The organism is Nissabacter archeti, assembly GCF_018257325.1.
GTDB lineage: Bacteria > Pseudomonadota > Gammaproteobacteria > Enterobacterales > Enterobacteriaceae > Chimaeribacter > Chimaeribacter arupi.
In genome coordinates this window covers 1-15134 of the sequence record NZ_JAERKB010000003.1, presented here as the reverse complement: position 1 = coordinate 15134, position 15134 = coordinate 1, and the positions used below count along the sequence as shown (strand labels likewise).

The 15134-nt window shown below is 66.0% G+C and carries 16 protein-coding genes; 5 read left to right on the top strand and 11 right to left on the bottom strand.

Features of this window, described 5'->3' with window-relative positions:
* Window positions 1-5: 5 nt before the first annotated feature.
* A complete protein-coding gene (locus JK232_RS04470; RefSeq protein WP_212588873.1) occupies window positions 6-1229 on the top strand; it encodes a glutamine amidotransferase-related protein in 1224 nt (407 codons plus the stop codon).
* Here JK232_RS04470 and JK232_RS04465 read toward each other — a convergent pair.
* The 11 genes from JK232_RS04465 to JK232_RS04415 form a co-directional block, all read right to left on the bottom strand.
* Window positions 1168-2523: a nucleobase:cation symporter-2 family protein gene (locus tag JK232_RS04465; RefSeq protein WP_212588872.1), complete on the bottom strand. Its 1356-nt coding sequence runs from the start codon at window positions 2521-2523 to the stop codon at window positions 1168-1170. The two genes, JK232_RS04470 and JK232_RS04465, sit on opposite strands and share 62 nt — an antisense overlap.
* A gap of 24 nt (window positions 2524-2547) precedes the next feature.
* Entirely contained in the window at window positions 2548-3444 is an 897-nt protein-coding gene (gene pucL / locus JK232_RS04460; protein WP_072926767.1) for a factor-independent urate hydroxylase, read from the bottom strand.
* A gap of 2 nt (window positions 3445-3446) precedes the next feature.
* Entirely contained in the window at window positions 3447-3782 is a 336-nt protein-coding gene (gene uraH / locus JK232_RS04455) for a hydroxyisourate hydrolase (RefSeq protein ID WP_101828864.1), read from the bottom strand.
* A complete protein-coding gene (uraD, locus tag JK232_RS04450) occupies window positions 3779-4273 on the bottom strand; it encodes a 2-oxo-4-hydroxy-4-carboxy-5-ureidoimidazoline decarboxylase (protein ID WP_212588871.1) in 495 nt (164 codons plus the stop codon). Before uraD ends, uraH begins: the two co-directional genes overlap by 4 nt.
* 63 nt (window positions 4274-4336) lie before the next feature.
* Window positions 4337-5626, bottom strand: coding sequence for an allantoate amidohydrolase (gene hpxK, locus JK232_RS04445; protein WP_212588870.1), 1290 nt, complete (start codon window positions 5624-5626; stop codon window positions 4337-4339).
* Window positions 5626-6873 (bottom strand): pyridoxal-phosphate-dependent aminotransferase family protein, encoded by a 1248-nt coding sequence (locus JK232_RS04440; protein WP_072926775.1) that lies wholly within the window; start codon window positions 6871-6873, stop codon window positions 5626-5628. The genes hpxK and JK232_RS04440 overlap by 1 nt, the downstream gene beginning before the upstream one ends.
* A gap of 48 nt (window positions 6874-6921) precedes the next feature.
* Entirely contained in the window at window positions 6922-7665 is a 744-nt protein-coding gene (locus tag JK232_RS04435; RefSeq protein ID WP_072926778.1) for an amino acid ABC transporter ATP-binding protein, read from the bottom strand.
* Window positions 7646-8299 (bottom strand): amino acid ABC transporter permease, encoded by a 654-nt coding sequence (locus tag JK232_RS04430; protein WP_101828872.1) that lies wholly within the window; start codon window positions 8297-8299, stop codon window positions 7646-7648. Before JK232_RS04430 ends, JK232_RS04435 begins: the two co-directional genes overlap by 20 nt.
* Window positions 8299-8967: an amino acid ABC transporter permease gene (locus JK232_RS04425; protein ID WP_072926782.1), complete on the bottom strand. Its 669-nt coding sequence runs from the start codon at window positions 8965-8967 to the stop codon at window positions 8299-8301. The genes JK232_RS04430 and JK232_RS04425 overlap by 1 nt, the downstream gene beginning before the upstream one ends.
* Before the next feature lie 9 nt (window positions 8968-8976).
* Window positions 8977-9768, bottom strand: a complete 792-nt coding sequence (locus JK232_RS04420) for a transporter substrate-binding domain-containing protein (protein WP_072926784.1) — start codon at window positions 9766-9768, stop codon at window positions 8977-8979.
* Window positions 9769-10008: 240 nt separating this feature from the next.
* Window positions 10009-10848: a MurR/RpiR family transcriptional regulator gene (locus JK232_RS04415; protein ID WP_101828866.1), complete on the bottom strand. Its 840-nt coding sequence runs from the start codon at window positions 10846-10848 to the stop codon at window positions 10009-10011.
* A 129-nt stretch (window positions 10849-10977) separates the two neighbouring features.
* Between JK232_RS04415 and JK232_RS04410 the strand changes: the two genes are divergently transcribed.
* From JK232_RS04410 to hpxZ, 4 genes are read left to right on the top strand one after another with little or no spacing between them, the layout of a single operon-like run.
* Window positions 10978-12564, top strand: a complete 1587-nt coding sequence (locus tag JK232_RS04410; protein ID WP_072926788.1) for a gamma-glutamyltransferase family protein — start codon at window positions 10978-10980, stop codon at window positions 12562-12564.
* 14 nt (window positions 12565-12578) lie between these two features.
* Window positions 12579-12776: an oxalurate catabolism protein HpxX gene (hpxX, locus tag JK232_RS04405; RefSeq protein WP_072926790.1), complete on the top strand. Its 198-nt coding sequence runs from the start codon at window positions 12579-12581 to the stop codon at window positions 12774-12776.
* Complete coding sequence (locus JK232_RS04400; RefSeq protein WP_101828867.1) at window positions 12773-14170, top strand: AtzE family amidohydrolase; 1398 nt, start codon at window positions 12773-12775, stop codon at window positions 14168-14170. Before hpxX ends, JK232_RS04400 begins: the two co-directional genes overlap by 4 nt.
* 34 nt (window positions 14171-14204) lie before the next feature.
* Window positions 14205-14591, top strand: a complete 387-nt coding sequence (hpxZ, locus tag JK232_RS04395) for an oxalurate catabolism protein HpxZ (RefSeq protein ID WP_072926794.1) — start codon at window positions 14205-14207, stop codon at window positions 14589-14591.
* Window positions 14592-15134: the final 543 nt, after the last annotated feature.

Genomic DNA, 15134 nt, shown 5'->3' with positions numbered 1-15134 from the left:
GACCGATGACCATTACCTTTGTTGCACACCTTACACCGGAACCGGCGCTGTATGGCGCGCTGGCAGCGATGCTGGCGGAGCTGCGGGCGCAGCCGTTGCTGCATCTGCCGGTCAGCCATGACGAGGAACGGTTCCCCGGCGGGCGGCAGCATATTACCGCGCAGGGGCAGCGGGTCAGCAGCGGGTTGCTGTGGGTCGAGCGGTTAACCGGCCGCGATGCCGGGGCAGAAACGCCGTGGGAAAGGGTGCGGGAACGGGCGCTCACCGAGGATCTGGTGGTGCCGGTAAACCCGGCGCTGTTGCCGTGCCTGGAGGAAATGATGGCGGATGCCGGGGCGCACGGCGTGGCGGTGGTCTGTTTGCGGGTAGTGAAAAAGAACCAGCGCTATCAGCTTGAAGAGTGGGAGAGCGGCAAAGTGCGCAGCAACGGCTGGATGCAGGATGAGGTCGGCCGCTGGACGGTGGGCAGCGTCGCGCAGCCGGTAATGCGCAGCGGCCAGACCCTGCGGGTGGCGCTGGCCGGGGCCGCCCATCAGCACCACGACGCCAACCCGGCGATGATGGCCGCCCTGGGGGATGCCGCCGATGCGCTGGCGATGCCGGTTGAACTGCTGTTTTTGTCGCCGGGCGTCAGCCACAGCCAGCGTGCGCGGCTGCTGCGCAGCGCAGACGGCATCGTGTTGCCGGACGCCTTCTCCCCGGAGACGGAGGCGATCGGCACCGAGGCCGCCGACTGGGCGCTGGAACAGAACGTGCCGATCTTCGGCGTCGGCAGCGGGATGCCGGCAATGGTGGCGGCACTGGCACAGCAGTGTTTCGCCGCCCCCATGCCCTGCACCCTGCCGCTGGCTGCCCCGCGCCTCGGCAACCACCGCATCACGGTGCAGCCTCACAGCGCGCTGGCCGCCGCCGCAGGCAGTGCCCTCACCTTACGTTTTCACCAGCACCACCGGCTTAACCCGGCGCTGCTGGAGGATCTGGCCGCCGCCGGGTTACAGGTGGCGGCCACCCTGGACAACCACGAGTGCGCCGCGGTGACGCTCACCGATCACCCGTTCTTTACCGGCGTCGCCGGGCGGCCGGAGCTGGCTTCACGCCGTGAACGCCCGCAGCCGCTGCTGATGGCGTTCCTGCAACAGGTGCGGCAGAGTGCGCGCAGCCGGGCAATCAGCCACGCGGCACTGACGACGAGCGCACCACCGGCATATCCGCACTTCTTACGGGGTTGAACAACAGGTTGAGCAGCAGCGCGGCCAGGCAGGACGCGCTGATGCCCGAGTGCAGCAACGTGTTCACCCAGCCGGGGAAACGATCGTAGAAAGTCGGCATCACAATCGGGATCATGCCGAAGGCGATCGCCGTCGCCACCACCACCAGGTTCATGTTGTCTTTATAATCCACTTTCGACAGCGTGCGGATGCCGCTGGCCGCCACCGAGCCAAACAGCACCACGCCCGCCCCGCCCAGCACCGGCAGCGGAATGGCGGCGAAAATTACCCCCAGCGCCGGGATTACCCCCAGCAGCACCAGAATCAGCCCGCCTGCGCTCACCACAAAACGGCTTTTGATGCCGGTCAGCGCCACCAGCCCGATGTTCTGCGCAAAGCTGCTCTGCGGAAACGAGTTGAACACCGGCGACAGCGCACTGGCCAGCATGTCGGCGCGCAGGCCGTTGGCGATGCGGCGGCTGTCCACCGGCGAGCCGACAATCTCCCCCACCGCCATCAGCCCGGCGGTGGTCTCGGTGAGCAGCACCAGCACAATCAGCAGCATCGAGAGGATGGCCGGCAGCTCAAAGGTCGGCCAGCCAAAGGCGAACGGCTGCGGCAGCGCCAGCAGCGCGCCGGAAGCCAGCCCGCTGAAATGGGCTTTCCCGGCCAGCATCGCTGCCACGGTGCCGATGACCATCGCCAGCAGCACCGAAATACGTGCCACCGCCCGGTTGCCCACTTTGTTCAGCAGCAGCACCACCGCCAGCGTAAAGGCCGCCAGCCCGATGTTGCCGGTCGATCCCCAGTCCGGCGCATTGACGCGGCCGCCCATCGCCCAGCGCACGGCCACCGGCATCAGCGACAGGCCGATCACCGTGATCACCGTGCCGGTCACCACCGGCGGGAAGAAGCGGATCACCTGGGCAAAAAACGGCGTGATCAGCAGGCCGAGCGCCGCCGCCACCATCACCGCGCCGAACACCGACGGCAACCCGCCGCCGCCGTTGACGATGGTCACCATCGTCGCCACCCCGGCAAACGAGACGCCCTGCACCAGCGGCAGGCGCGAGCCGAAAAACGGCAGCCCCAGCGTCTGTAACAGCGTCGCCAGCCCGCTGACAAACAGCGCGGCGGAGATCAGCATGCCGATGTCAGCGGTGCCCAGCCCGGCGGCGGTGCCGATAATCAGCGGCGGGGCGATGATCCCGCCGTACATGGTCAGAATATGCTGTAAGCCGTAGGCAAAGGTTTTGCCCAGCGGCAGCCGCTGATCTTCCGGGCGGCGTGGGGCGTGTGGCGCGGTCGGTGTCATGGTCGGTGCCCTCAGGGTAACGGATTAACAGAAGCCGGTGACGTTCTCCCAGGCTTTCCCGGCCGGGGAACTGCTCTCACGCAGTACGCTGGCCTCAATCAGCCCGTAGGGGCGGTCAGCGGCGAAGAAGACTTCATTCGGGTTATCCAGGCCAAACGGCGAAAGATCCACAGTGAAATGGTGCTTGTTCGGCATCGAGAATTTCAGCTCATCAATCTCCGGGTGCGCCTCCAGCACGCGCTTGCCCATCGCGTACAGCGTCTGTTGCAGCGCCAGCGAGTGGGTGGCGGCAAACGTCTCCAGCAGCAGCCGTTTCACCTCGCCATAGACTTCGTTGAAGTCGAGGTCGAGGCGGTTATAGCGCCAGCGGGCGGTGACGGCCGTCGCCAGAATGCGGTCGGTCGCGCCTTTCAGCGTGGTATAGCGGTCTTCCATAAAGCCGTGGAACTCCGAGCCGGTGGATTTCATCACCACCAGATCGGTCAGCCCTGCCACCACCCAGGTCTGGCTGCCGTCTATCGTCACACAGGCGGTGCGCGTCTCCTGGCCGCTGCGCACAAAGGCGTGGTCATGCCCCGCGCCGTTGACCGGGATGCGCTGCCACTGATACTGCTCGGCCGACCAGTGGCCGCCGCTCACCACCTCATAGTTGCCGGTGAAGTGGCGGCCGAGGCGCAGCAGGAAATCCTCCGGCGAGCGGATGCCGTCGCGGGCAAAGGCGTACACGGTGTTTTTCTGGGTGTCGGTCGGCAGGCAGTGGGCGTTGTCGCCCTCTTCATGCACTGCCCGGAAATCGCCGCGCAACTGGGAAGTGACGTTCAGGTCATCAATCTCATGGCGCGCGCTGTCGCGGGTCACTTTCACCACCCGCACTTCGGCTTTGCCGTACTGGTTTACCCCTAAAATGATGTTGTCGTTCATGGTCAGCTCCCGCGATAAGTGGAATAGGCGTAAGGGGCGACAAGCAGCGGCAGGTGGTAGTGCGCCTGTGCCGCGTCAATCTGCACGTCGAGGATGGCGGTAAGGTAGAGTGATGCCCGCCCGCTTTGCGCAAAATAGCGGCCGATGTCCGCGCACAGGCGGTAATGGCCGCCGGGCAGCGGCTTCGGCGTCAGGTCAGTGACGCGGCCGTCCTGGTTGGTTTCACTGCGGGCGATCACCTGCTCCTGCCCGTCGGTGATCTGCACCAGCCAGACGGCCACGCCCGCCGCCGGTTGGCCGAGCGCGGTATCAAGAATGTGGGTGGTAAGGGTAGTCATGGCGTAATCAGCTCCTCAAGGCGCAGCAGGGTAATCTGCCGCAACTGTTCCAGGCTCTCCTGCTGCTCCTGCGCCGGGCTGTTCGCCAGGCGCTGGTGCAGAATCGCCAACATCTCTTCGGCACTGCGCCCTTTGGCGCGCACCAGAAATACCCGGCCGAACCGCTGCTCATAGGCCAGGTTGCCCGCCTGCAGCGCGGCGGCGGTGGGCGCACCGGCATCCACGCCCGCCTGCTCACGGCGGGAAAACGCCGCTTCCGCACCCGGCCCGGCGGCGCGCTCGCCGATGCGCGGGTGGGCGCTGAGCGCCAGCGTCAGGTCAGCCGCCTGCCAGCCCTGGGCGGCCTGCTGTGCCGCCGCGAGTAATGCCGTGTGCGAGGCGTAAGGCCGCCCGGCGATCACCTGCTCTGCCCAGGCCGGGATCGCCACACAAGGGCGCAGCAGGGCCATCGCGCGTTCCGCAGAAAGCGCATTAAAGTCATTGAGGTTCATCGTTACTCCTGAAGCAGCCCGGCAGAAAGGAAAGTGCAAAACGCGTGCCGGAATGCACAAACGTCACACCGGCACCGGTTCCCCGGCGATGGCCAGCACGGCAGAGAAGTACGCTGCCACGGCAACGGCCACATCGGCCTCGTGGACGGATTCGTCCGGGTGGTGGCTGATGCCGCGATCGCAGCGCACAAACAGCATCCCCACCGGCCAGCACTCCGCCACGGCAATCGCGTCATGCCCCGCGCCGCTCGGCAAGCTGAGGCTGCGCCCCTGCACGGCCGCCACGCTGTGGCTGAGGTGCGCTTGCAACCTGGCGTCACAGGCGGTGGCGGGCATGGCGTAAAATTGCTCGGCGGAGAACTGCAACCCGCGCCGGGCGGCGATCTGTTCCGCTTCTGCCAGCAGTTCAGCAAGCAGGCCCGCCAGCGGCGCCTCTTCCGGGCCGCGGATGTCGAGTGACAGCCGCACTTCGCCGGGGATCACGTTGACCGCGCCCGGCAGGCAGTTCAGGGTGCCGACGGTGGCGACGCGGTGCTGCCTGCGTTCAGTGGTGATGCGTTCCACCGCCAGCGTCCACTCCGCCGCCGCCGTCAGCGCGTCTTTGCGCTGCCCCATCGGCACCGTCCCGGCGTGGTTCGCCTCGCCGGTAAAGACGCAGTTGAGCCGCCGCGCGCCGTTGATCGCCGTGACCACGCCGAGCGGCAGGTCAGCGGCTTCGAGGCACGGCCCCTGTTCGATGTGCAGCTCCAGGTAACCGCAGAAGGCGTCAGGCGGCCGGGCCGCCGCCGTAATGCGCGCCGGGTCCAGCCCCGCGGCCAGCAAGGCCCGCGCCACGCTGATGCCGTCGGCATCGGTGCGCGAAAGCCACTCCGGCGGCCAGGTGCCGGTGAGGCCGCGGCTGCCGAGCAGGGTGATGCCGAAGCGCGTGCCCTCTTCATCAGCAAAGCCGATCACCTCCAGCGCCACCGGCAAGCGGCGGCCGGTGCGGTGCAGCTCAGCCACCACCTCAATCGCTGCCAGCACGCCGAGCATCCCGTCGTAGTGCCCGGCGTTGCGTACCGTGTCGAGGTGCGACCCCAGCAGCAGCGCCGGGGCGCCTGGTGTGTGCGCCTCATAACGCCCGCAGATGTTGCCGACGCTGTCTTGCCAGACGCGCATCCCGGCCGCTTCCATCCAGGCCGCGACGCACTGGTTGGCGCGCAGGTGCTCCGGCGAGAGGTAGACGCGCGTCAGCGCGCCCGGTGTTTCACTGATCTCCGCCAGCGCCGCACAGCGCGCCATGATGCGCTGCCCGGCGGCGCGGCGCTGTTCCGCGGCCAGCGCGGGCGGTGCAGTGGGGGAACATGCAGGCATCAGCGGCCTCCTGCCGGGGCGGCGTGGTGATCGTAATGGTTCCAGGCGGCCTGAAGCGCGTCGCCCTGGGTGGAGCGGAAGCCGAGCCGGTTGAGCACCGCCTCCAGCGCCGTCAGGGTCTGCATCACGCAATCTTTGCGGGCGTTGTAGCCCATGGTGCCGATGCGCCAGATTTTGCCGGCCAGCGGGCCGAACGAGGTGCCGATCTCAATCGAGAAATCATTGAGCAGCAGCTGGCGCACCTGCTCGCCGTGGATGCCGTCCGGGATCATCACGCCGAGCACGTTGTTCATGCGGTGGTTCTGGTCGCCGAACACCTCCAGCCCCATGCCCTGGATGCCCGCCAGCAGCGCGCCGCCGTGCAGCCGGTGGCGCGCGATGGTCTGGTCCAGCCCCTCTTCCAGGATGACGCGGGCGCACTCGCGGGCGGCGAACAGCATACTGGTGGCTTCGGTGTGGTGGTTGAGGCGCTCCGGCCCCCAGTAATCCATGATCATGCCGAGGTCGAAATAGTTGGAATAGATCATCTCCTCGCTGCCGTCGGTGTGTTCAGCAGTGCGGATGCCCTCTTCCACGCATTTGCGGCGGCGGATTTCCGCCTCGAAACGCGGGCTGATGGTGACCGGCGAGCTGCCTGAGGGACCGCCCAGGCACTTCTGCAACCCGGCGGAGACGGCATCCAGCCCCCAGGCGTCGGTGTCCAGCGCGTTACCGGCCACGGAGGCGGTGGCGTCGGTGTAGAACAGCACATCATGGCGGCGGCAGATCTCGCCCAGCTGCTCCAGCGGCTGGAGCATGGTGGTGGAGGTGTCGCCCTGCACCGTGAGCAACCAGCGCGGCTTCACGGTGTTGATCGCGTCCTCAATCTGTTGCGGGTCAAACACCTCGCCCCACGGCACCTCAATGGTGTGCACCTCGGCGCGGCAGCGGCGGGCGATTTCACACAGCAGGTGGCCGAACCGGCCGAATACCGGCACCAGCACTTTGTCACCGGGGCGGATGCCGGAGAGCAGCACCGCCTCAATCCCGGCGCGGGAGGTGCCGTCCACCAGCAGCGTCCAGCGGTTTTCGGTGCGGTAGATGCCGCGGTAGAGCGCCATCACTTCGTTCATCATGCCGGTCATCGCCGGGTCATACTGCCCGACCAGCTGGCTCGCCATCGCCCGCAGCACGCGCGGGTCGGCGTTAATCGGCCCCGGCCCCATCAGCAGGCGGGCGGGCGGGTTGAGTTGTCCGTAGTGGGTCATGTTTCACTCCCTTACTTCATTATCATCAAACAGGGTCACCGCTGCGCCTCAGGCCTCTTTCAGCCCGCGCACCGATGCGATAAATTGTTGCAGTTCCGGTGTTTGCGGGCGGGCAAACAGCGCCCGGCTTTCGCCCTGCTCCCACACTTTCCCCTGATGCATAAAGATCACGCGGTCACCCACTTCGCGGGCGAAGTTCATCTCATGCGTGACCAGCACCAGTGTCATGCCCTCTTTCGCCAGTTGCTCCAGCACTTTCAGCACCTCGCCCACCAGTTCCGGGTCGAGCGCGGAGGTTATCTCGTCACACAACAGCACTTTCGGGTTCATCGCCAGCGCCCTGGCAATCGCCACGCGCTGCTGCTGGCCGCCGGAGAGGTTGGCCGGCGCATAGTGCATCCGGTCGCCCAGCCCGACTTTGTTCAGCATCTCTTCGCCCAGCGCCCGGCACTCCGCGGCACTTTTGCCCAGCACCCGGCGCGGTGCCAGCATCACATTCTCCAGCGCGGTCATGTGCGGGAAGAGGTTAAAGTTCTGGAACACCATGCCGATGGAGCGGCTGATCTCCCGCGCCTGCGACTCCTTGTCCGTGATGGTCATGCCGCCCAGTTTGATGCTGCCCTCCTGATACCCCTCCAGCCCGTTGATGCAGCGCAACAGGGTACTTTTGCCGGAGCCGCTGCGGCCGATGATTGAGATCACCTCGCCCATATCGATATCCAGATCCACGCCCTTCAGCACATGGTTTTTGCCGTAATATTTTTGAACCTGATTAATGGTGATCAGCGGCATGGAATTTCCTCTCCAGGTAGTGGCTGTAACGCGACAGCGGGTAACACATCAGGAAGTAGCCCAGCGCCACCAGCCCAAAGACTTTAAACGGCTGATAGGTCACATTATTCAGCATGGTGCCCGCCTTGGTGAGTTCAATGAAACCGATGATGGAGGCCAGCGCAGTGCCCTTGACCACCTGCACCGAAAAGCCCACCGTCGGCGCGATGGCGATGCGCAGGGCCTGCGGCACAATCACCCGCCACAGCGTCTGGCCAAAGGTGAGGCCGAGGCAGCGCGACGCCTCCCACTGCCCTTTCGGCAAGGCATCGATGCTGCCGAACCAGATATCCACCAGAAACGCGCTGGTGAACAGCGTCAGTGCCAGCGCCGCTGCCGCCCAGGGGCTGACATCAATGCCGAACAGGCCGAGGCCGAAGAAGGCCAGAAAGAGTTGCATCAGCAGCGGCGTGCCCTGAAACAGCACCGCATAACCGCGCACCAGCCGCACCGGCCAGCGGCGGCGGCTCAGGCGCAGCAGCAGCAACGGCAGCGTCACCAGCGTGCCGCCGAGGAACGCCACCAGCGACAGCAACAGCGTCCAGCGCGCCGCCAGCAACAGGTTGCGCAGGATGTCCCAGTCAGTAAATGTCATCATGCCGCGACGCCCCCAAAGACCCGGCGGCCCAGCGCCATCAGCACGTGCCGCATCACTATCGACAGCAGCAGGTAGCACAGCGTGGTCACCAGATAGACTTCAAAACTTAAAAAGGTGCGCGACTGGATCAGGTTGGCGGCGAAGGTCAGCTCTTCATATGACACCTGCGACACCACCGAACTGCCGAGCATCACAATGATGCACTGGCTCACCAGCGCCGGATAAATCCGCTTCAGCGACGGCGGCAACACCACCCGCAGGAAGGTTTGTGCGCGCGACAGCCCAAGCACCCGCCCGGCTTCCCACTGCCCTTTCGGCGTGGCCTGGATGCCGGCGCGGATAATCTCGGTGCTGTAAGCGCCCAGGTTCACCAGCATCGCCAGCAGGGCCGCTTCCCCGGCCGTGAGTTTCAGGCCAAGGCCCGGCAAGCCGAACACAATAAAAAACAGCTGCACCACGAACGGCGTATTGCGGATGACCTCCACATACCCGCCCCAGAGGGCGCGCAGCACCGGCCGGTTGCCGCAGCGGATCGCCGCGCCGCAGATGCCGAGGGCAATCCCGCCCACCGTCGCCAGCGCCGTCAGCCCGAGGGTGGTCAGCAGCCCCGCCAGCAGCTCCGGCAGAGAGGGCCACAGGGCCGGAAAATTGAGCTGGTAGGTCATGTCCGCTCCTTACGCGCCGAGGTCAGCCGGCAACGGCGCTTTCAGCCATTTTTCCGACAGCGTGTTCAGCGTCTGGTCTTTCAGCGCCTCGCCAATCAAGGCATCCACTTTGGCCTTCAGCGCCGGTTCATCCTTGCGCAGCCCGATGTAGCACGGGGAATCCTTCAGCATGAATTTCGCCACCGGCGCTTTCGCCGGGTTCTGGCGGGCGATGGCCGCCACCACCAGGTTACCGGTCGCCACATATTTCACCTGGCCGGAAAGGTAGGCAGACAGCGTGGTGTTGTTGTCCTCATACCGTTTGAGCTGCGCCTCTTTCGGCGCCATGCCGCTCAGCACCATGTCCTCTACCGCGCCGCGCGTCACGCCGATGCTCTGGCCGGCGAGCTGGCTGGCATCGCTCAGGGCCTCGCCTTTCGGGCCGAACACGCCGAGGAAGAACGGCGCGTAAGCCCGGCTGAACGCGATCGCCTTCTCGCGCTCCGCATTTTTACCCAGGCTGGAGATCACCAGGTCCACTTTGTCGGTTTGCAGGTAAGGCACGCGGTTGGCACTGGTGACCGGCACCAGTTGCAACTTAAGTTTCATCTTGTCGGCCAGGTAGTGCGCCATGTCGATGTCATACCCCTGTGGCTGGAGATCGGTGCCGACCGAGCCGAACGGCGGGAAGTCCTGCGGCACCGCCACCCGCAGCACGCCGCGCTGCTGGATCTGTTGCAGTTGGTCAGCCAGCGCGGCCGATGCCTGCATCACCAGCAGGGCCGCCCCAGCCAGGGCGAGAAACGATTTTCTGAATGTCATGAGCATATCTCCGGGGTGCGAAAGATGAAACGATAGATTCTTATATCTGCCATCCTGCAACGAATGTGCCAAGAATCACCCGGCGGAAACCCGGTGCGTTATCTCACGACAGCGCCCCGGTTAATGGCAAAAATCAGTGGGGAGGCGGCAGGGACGAGGCACTGCACGGCGGGCGTGCAGCGCATCAATCAGGTGCAGGGGATCAGTGCAACCGCACTGTATGGGGGCAGAGACAGGCGCTCAGCGCTGCTCCAGCTCGTCGAGGTCACCGTAGAGATCGGCAATCTGATGGATGCGCTGGCGGCCGCTGGCCAGCAGGTGGTGCAGCAGCGCGTTGCTCAGCAGGTTGGCCAGGCTCATCGCCGCCGAGTAGGCATCAAAGGCGGAGACGCTGTCGAGCGGTGCGGCCAGGTGCCAGCGCGCCAGCGGCAACAGCGACGCGGCCTGCGGTTCGCACACCAGCACCACCGGCACCTGCTGCGCCTGCAACTGTGCCAGCAGGGTGCGCACCGCACGCGGACGGCGGCGGAACGCCACAAAGATCACCACATCGTCCGGGGTGAGATCCACCAGCTCCTCAGAGAGCGTCTGGCCCGGCTGCGGCACCAGCAGCACACCGGGGCGGATCTGCAACAACTGCTGGCGCAGGTGCAGCGCCACCGGGTAGCTGTTGCGAAAGCCAATCAGCACCACCCGCTGCGCCGCCGCCAGCGCCGCGATCACCTCACCAAACTGCCCGGCGTCGATCTGGTGCACCCACTGGGTCAGGTTGGCCATCTCCTGCTTGTAGTGGCGCGCCAGCAGGGTGTTGCCCTCCACCGCGTCGCGGTTGTCGGTGAGCGGCAGGCCGCTCTGGCGCAGCGCCCGCACCTCGTCACGCATCCCGCGGTAGCTGGCGTAGCCCAGCCGCCGGAACAACCGGCTGACGGTGGCCTTGGAGACCCCACTGAGCCGCGCCAGCTCGGCGCTGTTGTGGCTCATCAGGTGGTCGGGGTGGTCGAAAATAAAGTCCGCCACCCGCTGCTCCTGCGGCGTCAGCGCGGCATAGTGGCTGCGCAGCCGTTCATCAATCTGTTTCATCCGCTCCCCTGCAACCTCTGTTTCACGCTGTTGCAGGCAAGGTAACAGGCAACCCGGCAAAGTGGAACGCCTCTTGCTTGATTTCTGCCTGTGAATCCGCCCCTTGCCGGGGCAAACAGAGGAATCGGCATGATAAACAGTAATTGCGCCCCGCTCGGCATGGCCGTCACGCCCCACCACCTCGCCAGCCAGAGCGCGCTGGCGGTGCTGCGTGACGGCGGCAACGCCATTGAGGCGATGGTCGCGGCGGCCGCCAGCATCGCCGTGGTTTACCCGCACATGAACGGGCTGGGCGGCGACGGCTTCTGGCTGATTGTGCCGCCGCAGGGCGATCCGGTTGCGATAGACGCCAGCGGGGCGGCGGGCAGCCTCGCCACCCCGGAGCGTTACGCCGGGCAGGCGTGCATCCCGCACCGTGGCCCCGGCGCGGCGCTGACGGTGGCGGGCACGGTGGGCGGCTGGCATGAGGCGTTGCAGGTGAGCCGCGAACTCGGCGGCGAGCAGTTGCCGCTGGACCGGCTGCTGCGTGACGCGCTGCGCTATGCCGCTGACGGGGTGCCGGTCACCGCGTCGCAAGAGGCGGCCACCCGCAGCAAATACGCTGAGCTGGCGCATTACCCGGCCTTTGCGGAGGTATTTTTGCCCGGCGGTGAGATCCCGCTGTGCGGCAGCCGTTTCACCCAACCGGCGCTGGCGCGCACCCTGTCGCTGCTGTGCGAAGAGGGGCTGGAGAGTTTCTATCGCGGCACGCTGGCGGATCAGATGGCCGATGAGATGGCGAGCTGCGGGATGCCGGTCACCCGCGAGGATCTGGCCGCCTACCGCCCGAAACGCCGGGTGCCGCTGCGGCTGCAACACAGTAAAGGTGAGGTGTTTAACCTGACGCCGCCGACGCAGGGGCTGGTGTCGCAGGCGATCCTCGGGATAACCGACCGGCTGGATCTGGCGCAGAGCAACGAGGCTGACACCCTGCACGGCATCGTCGAGGCCACCAAACTGGCGTTTGGCCTGCGTGACCGCTTTATCACCGACCCTCGCCAGATGACGCAGGACGCGCAGGCACTGCTCAACCCGGCGCACCTGGATGCCCTGGCCGCTCAGATTGACCCGCACCAGGCCGCCCCGTGGGGGAAAGGCAAAGGGCCGGGCGACACCGTGTGGCTCGGCGTGATGGACAGCAGCGGGCTGGCGGTATCATTTATCCAGAGCATTTACCACGAGTTCGGCAGCGGCGTGCTGTTGCCCGGCAGCGGCGTGTTGTGGCAGAACCGCGGGGCGTCGTTCAGCCTGGAAAGCGGGCACCTGCTGGCGCTGGTGCCGGGCAAACAGCCGTTCCACACCCTGAACCCGGCGGCGGCGCGGCTCTATGACGGCCGCACGCTGGTGTATGGGTCGATGGGCGGCGACGGCCAGCCGCAGACGCAGGCGGCGCTGTTTGTGCGCCACGTGGTACAAGGCAAACCGCTGCAACAGGCGATAAGCGCCCCGCGCTGGCTGCTCGGCCGCACCTGGGGGGACAGCTCCGACTCGCTGAAACTGGAGGGGCGCCTTGATCAGGCCACCGCAGAAACCCTGCGACAGCGCGGGCATGAGGTGGAGTGGCTGCCGGACTACAGCGAAGCGGTGGGCCATGCGGGCGCGATTGTGCGCCATACCAATGGGATGTTCGAAGGCGCATTTGACCCGCGCAGCAACGGCAGTGCCGCCGGATTCTGACTCAGGAGAGAGAAATGACCACACAAACCCTGCCCGCCCCGGATTGGGCGGCCTACCTGCACCAGATGGAAGCGATGCTGGCGCTGGAACTGGATGACGCACGCCGTCAGGAACTGCTGACGCAGTTCACCCGCATCGCCGCGATGGCAGAACCGCTGATGGCGCTGCCGCTCGATCAACGCCTGGAGATCGCGGGGGTGTACCGCGCATGAATGCCCTGCTGACCGGCCCGATTGCCGGGTTGCGCACTGCGCTGCAACAGGGCGAAGTTTCCGCCCGTGAGATTGCCGCCGCCACGCTGGAGAAGATTGCCCGCGTGAACCCGGCGATCAACGCCTTTACCCAGGTGACGGAAGATCGCCTGTTGCGCGAGGCTGACGCCGTGGATGCCCGGCGCGCGCGCGGGGCTGCTCTGCCGCCGCTGGCTGCCATCCCTTATGCGGTAAAAAATCTGTTTGATGTCGCAGGCGCCGTGACGCTGGCCGGTGCCCGCCTCTTCAGCCAACACCCCCCGGCGCAGCAGGACGCCACCGCCGTGCAGCGGCTGGCGCAGGCCGGGGGATTGCTGGCCGGGATGCTGAATATGGATGCCTACGCCTACGGCTTCACCACCGAGAACAGCCACTACGGCGCGACCCGTAACCCGCGTGACCTGAGCCGGATTGCCGGGGGTTCCTCCGGCGGTTCCGGCGCGGCGGTGGCGGCCGGGCTGGTGAATTTTGCGCTCGGCAGCGACACCAACGGCTCGATCCGCGTGCCCGCCTCGCTGTGCGGCATCCTCGGCCTGAAACCGACCTTTGGCCGCCTGTCGCGCCACGGCAGCCAGCCGTTTGTCGCCAGCCTCGACCATATCGGGCCGATGGCGCGCAGCAGTGCCGATCTGGCCGCCGTGTATGACGCGTTGCAGGGGCCGGACGCGCAGGATGCGTTCCAGGCTGACGAAGCGGTGACGCTGACCGCCCCGCTGCTCGATCGCGGCCGGGAAGGATTGCGCACCGCGGTGCTCGGCGGCTTTTTTGCCGACGGCTGCGATGACGATGCGCGGGCGGCGGTGGCGCGGGTAGCGCAGGCGCTGGAGGCGCAGGCTGAGCTTGAGCTGCCGCAGGCGGCACTGGCGCGCTCGGCGGCGTTTATCATTACCGCGTCGGAGGGCGGCAACCAGTACCTGCCGCTGCTGCGTACGATGCCGGAGCAGTTCGAGCCGCTGTCACGCGAGCGGCTGCTGGCCGGGGCGATGATCCCGGCGGCGTGGTATGTTCAGGCGCAGCGTTTCCGCCGCCACCTTCAGCAACAGGTGCAGCCGCTGTTTAAAGCATGGGACATCCTGATTGCCCCGGCGACGCCCTGCTGCGCCACGCCGATCGGCCAGGAGAGCATCCGCATCAACGGGCAGGATCTGCCGACCCGCGCCAGCATGGGGATGCTGACGCAGCCGATCTCCTTCCTTGGCCTGCCGGTGGTGACGGTGCCGCTGACCACGGCGGGCGGGTTGCCGATCGGCGTGCAACTGATTGCGCCGCCGTGGCGTGAAGATCTCTGCCTGCGTGCCGCCCGTGCGCTGGAGCAGCAAGGCGTGGTGAAGGTGGACGCAGGCATCGCCGGGTAAGCGCCCGGCGGGCATTTTTAACCGGGGAGAAAACATGAAGAGTGAACATATCGATCGTCCGGCGATCCTGGCGGAACTGAATGCCGCCTTCTATCGCTATGAACAGGCGCTGGTAAGCAATGACATCGCGGTGCTGGATGAGCTGTTCTGGCACGACGCCCGCACCGTGCGTTACGGGGCCGGGGAGAACCTGTACGGCATTGAGGCAATCCGGGATTTCCGGCTGCACCGCCCGTCTCAGGGATTAGACCGGACGCTGGAGAACACCACCCTGACGACCTTCGGGGAGGATATGGGCATCGCCTGCACGGAGTTCCGCCGCGAGGGCAGCACAAAGATCGGCCGCCAGACGCAGACCTGGGTACGGTTGCCGTGTGGGTGGCGGATTGTGGCGGCGCATGTGAGTTTGATGGAGGGGTGAGGTGGTGTAGCGCGGGCGGTGCACTCGCCCCGCTCTCGCGGGCATTGAGTCGCGTATTCTGGGTGAGGTGGATTGTTTCGGTTGTTCATGTGTATTTGTCTGCCTGGCTTTCAGCACCTCAACCGAGCAGGGCCTGCCGGCGCGCCGGCCCTGCACCCGCGCGCTTTCGGTGCCCCGGCTGAATCATTGCCCGCTACCGCGGGTGGCCCTCATTTCGCCTCCGGGCTTTCCGGGCCGGTACAGACACGCTCCCAGCGTGGCTGTACCTCTCGCGGGCGTCCTGCCCGCTCGCCCGGCCCTTCGTCTCCACTCGGCAATGATTTTTACGCCCCCACCAGACTGCCTATCTTTGGGTATGTAAGGAAAAAGTAGGGGGCGATTCTTTTTACTGAACGCGCATGTACTCTCAGCCTTCGGCTCCACTCGGCAATGATTTTTACGCCCCCACCAGACTGCATATCTTTGGGTATGTAAGGAAAAAGTAGGGGGCGATTCTTTTTACTGAACACGCATGTACTCTCAGCCTGCGGCTCCACTCGGCAA

Excerpts from the sequence above, each read along its gene's own strand:
- pucL (WP_072926767.1), bottom strand. The coding sequence starts at position 3,444 with ATGAACGACAACATCATTTTAGGGGTAAACCAGTACGGCAAAGCCGAA.
- hpxK (WP_212588870.1), bottom strand. The coding sequence starts at position 5,626 with ATGCCTGCATGTTCCCCCACTGCACCGCCCGCGCTGGCCGCGGAACAG.
- JK232_RS04465 (WP_212588872.1), bottom strand. The coding sequence starts at position 2,523 with ATGACACCGACCGCGCCACACGCCCCACGCCGCCCGGAAGATCAGCGG.
- uraD (WP_212588871.1), bottom strand. The coding sequence starts at position 4,273 with ATGAACCTCAATGACTTTAATGCGCTTTCTGCGGAACGCGCGATGGCC.
- JK232_RS04430 (WP_101828872.1), bottom strand. The coding sequence starts at position 8,299 with ATGACATTTACTGACTGGGACATCCTGCGCAACCTGTTGCTGGCGGCG.
- JK232_RS04440 (WP_072926775.1), bottom strand. The coding sequence starts at position 6,873 with ATGACCCACTACGGACAACTCAACCCGCCCGCCCGCCTGCTGATGGGG.
- JK232_RS04470 (WP_212588873.1), top strand. The coding sequence starts at position 6 with ATGACCATTACCTTTGTTGCACACCTTACACCGGAACCGGCGCTGTAT.
- JK232_RS04400 (WP_101828867.1), top strand. The coding sequence starts at position 12,773 with ATGAATGCCCTGCTGACCGGCCCGATTGCCGGGTTGCGCACTGCGCTG.
- hpxZ (WP_072926794.1), top strand. The coding sequence starts at position 14,205 with ATGAAGAGTGAACATATCGATCGTCCGGCGATCCTGGCGGAACTGAAT.
- JK232_RS04410 (WP_072926788.1), top strand. The coding sequence starts at position 10,978 with ATGATAAACAGTAATTGCGCCCCGCTCGGCATGGCCGTCACGCCCCAC.
- hpxX (WP_072926790.1), top strand. The coding sequence starts at position 12,579 with ATGACCACACAAACCCTGCCCGCCCCGGATTGGGCGGCCTACCTGCAC.
- JK232_RS04415 (WP_101828866.1), bottom strand. The coding sequence starts at position 10,848 with ATGAAACAGATTGATGAACGGCTGCGCAGCCACTATGCCGCGCTGACG.
- JK232_RS04425 (WP_072926782.1), bottom strand. The coding sequence starts at position 8,967 with ATGACCTACCAGCTCAATTTTCCGGCCCTGTGGCCCTCTCTGCCGGAG.
- JK232_RS04435 (WP_072926778.1), bottom strand. The coding sequence starts at position 7,665 with ATGCCGCTGATCACCATTAATCAGGTTCAAAAATATTACGGCAAAAAC.
- uraH (WP_101828864.1), bottom strand. The coding sequence starts at position 3,782 with ATGACTACCCTTACCACCCACATTCTTGATACCGCGCTCGGCCAACCG.
- JK232_RS04420 (WP_072926784.1), bottom strand. The coding sequence starts at position 9,768 with ATGACATTCAGAAAATCGTTTCTCGCCCTGGCTGGGGCGGCCCTGCTG.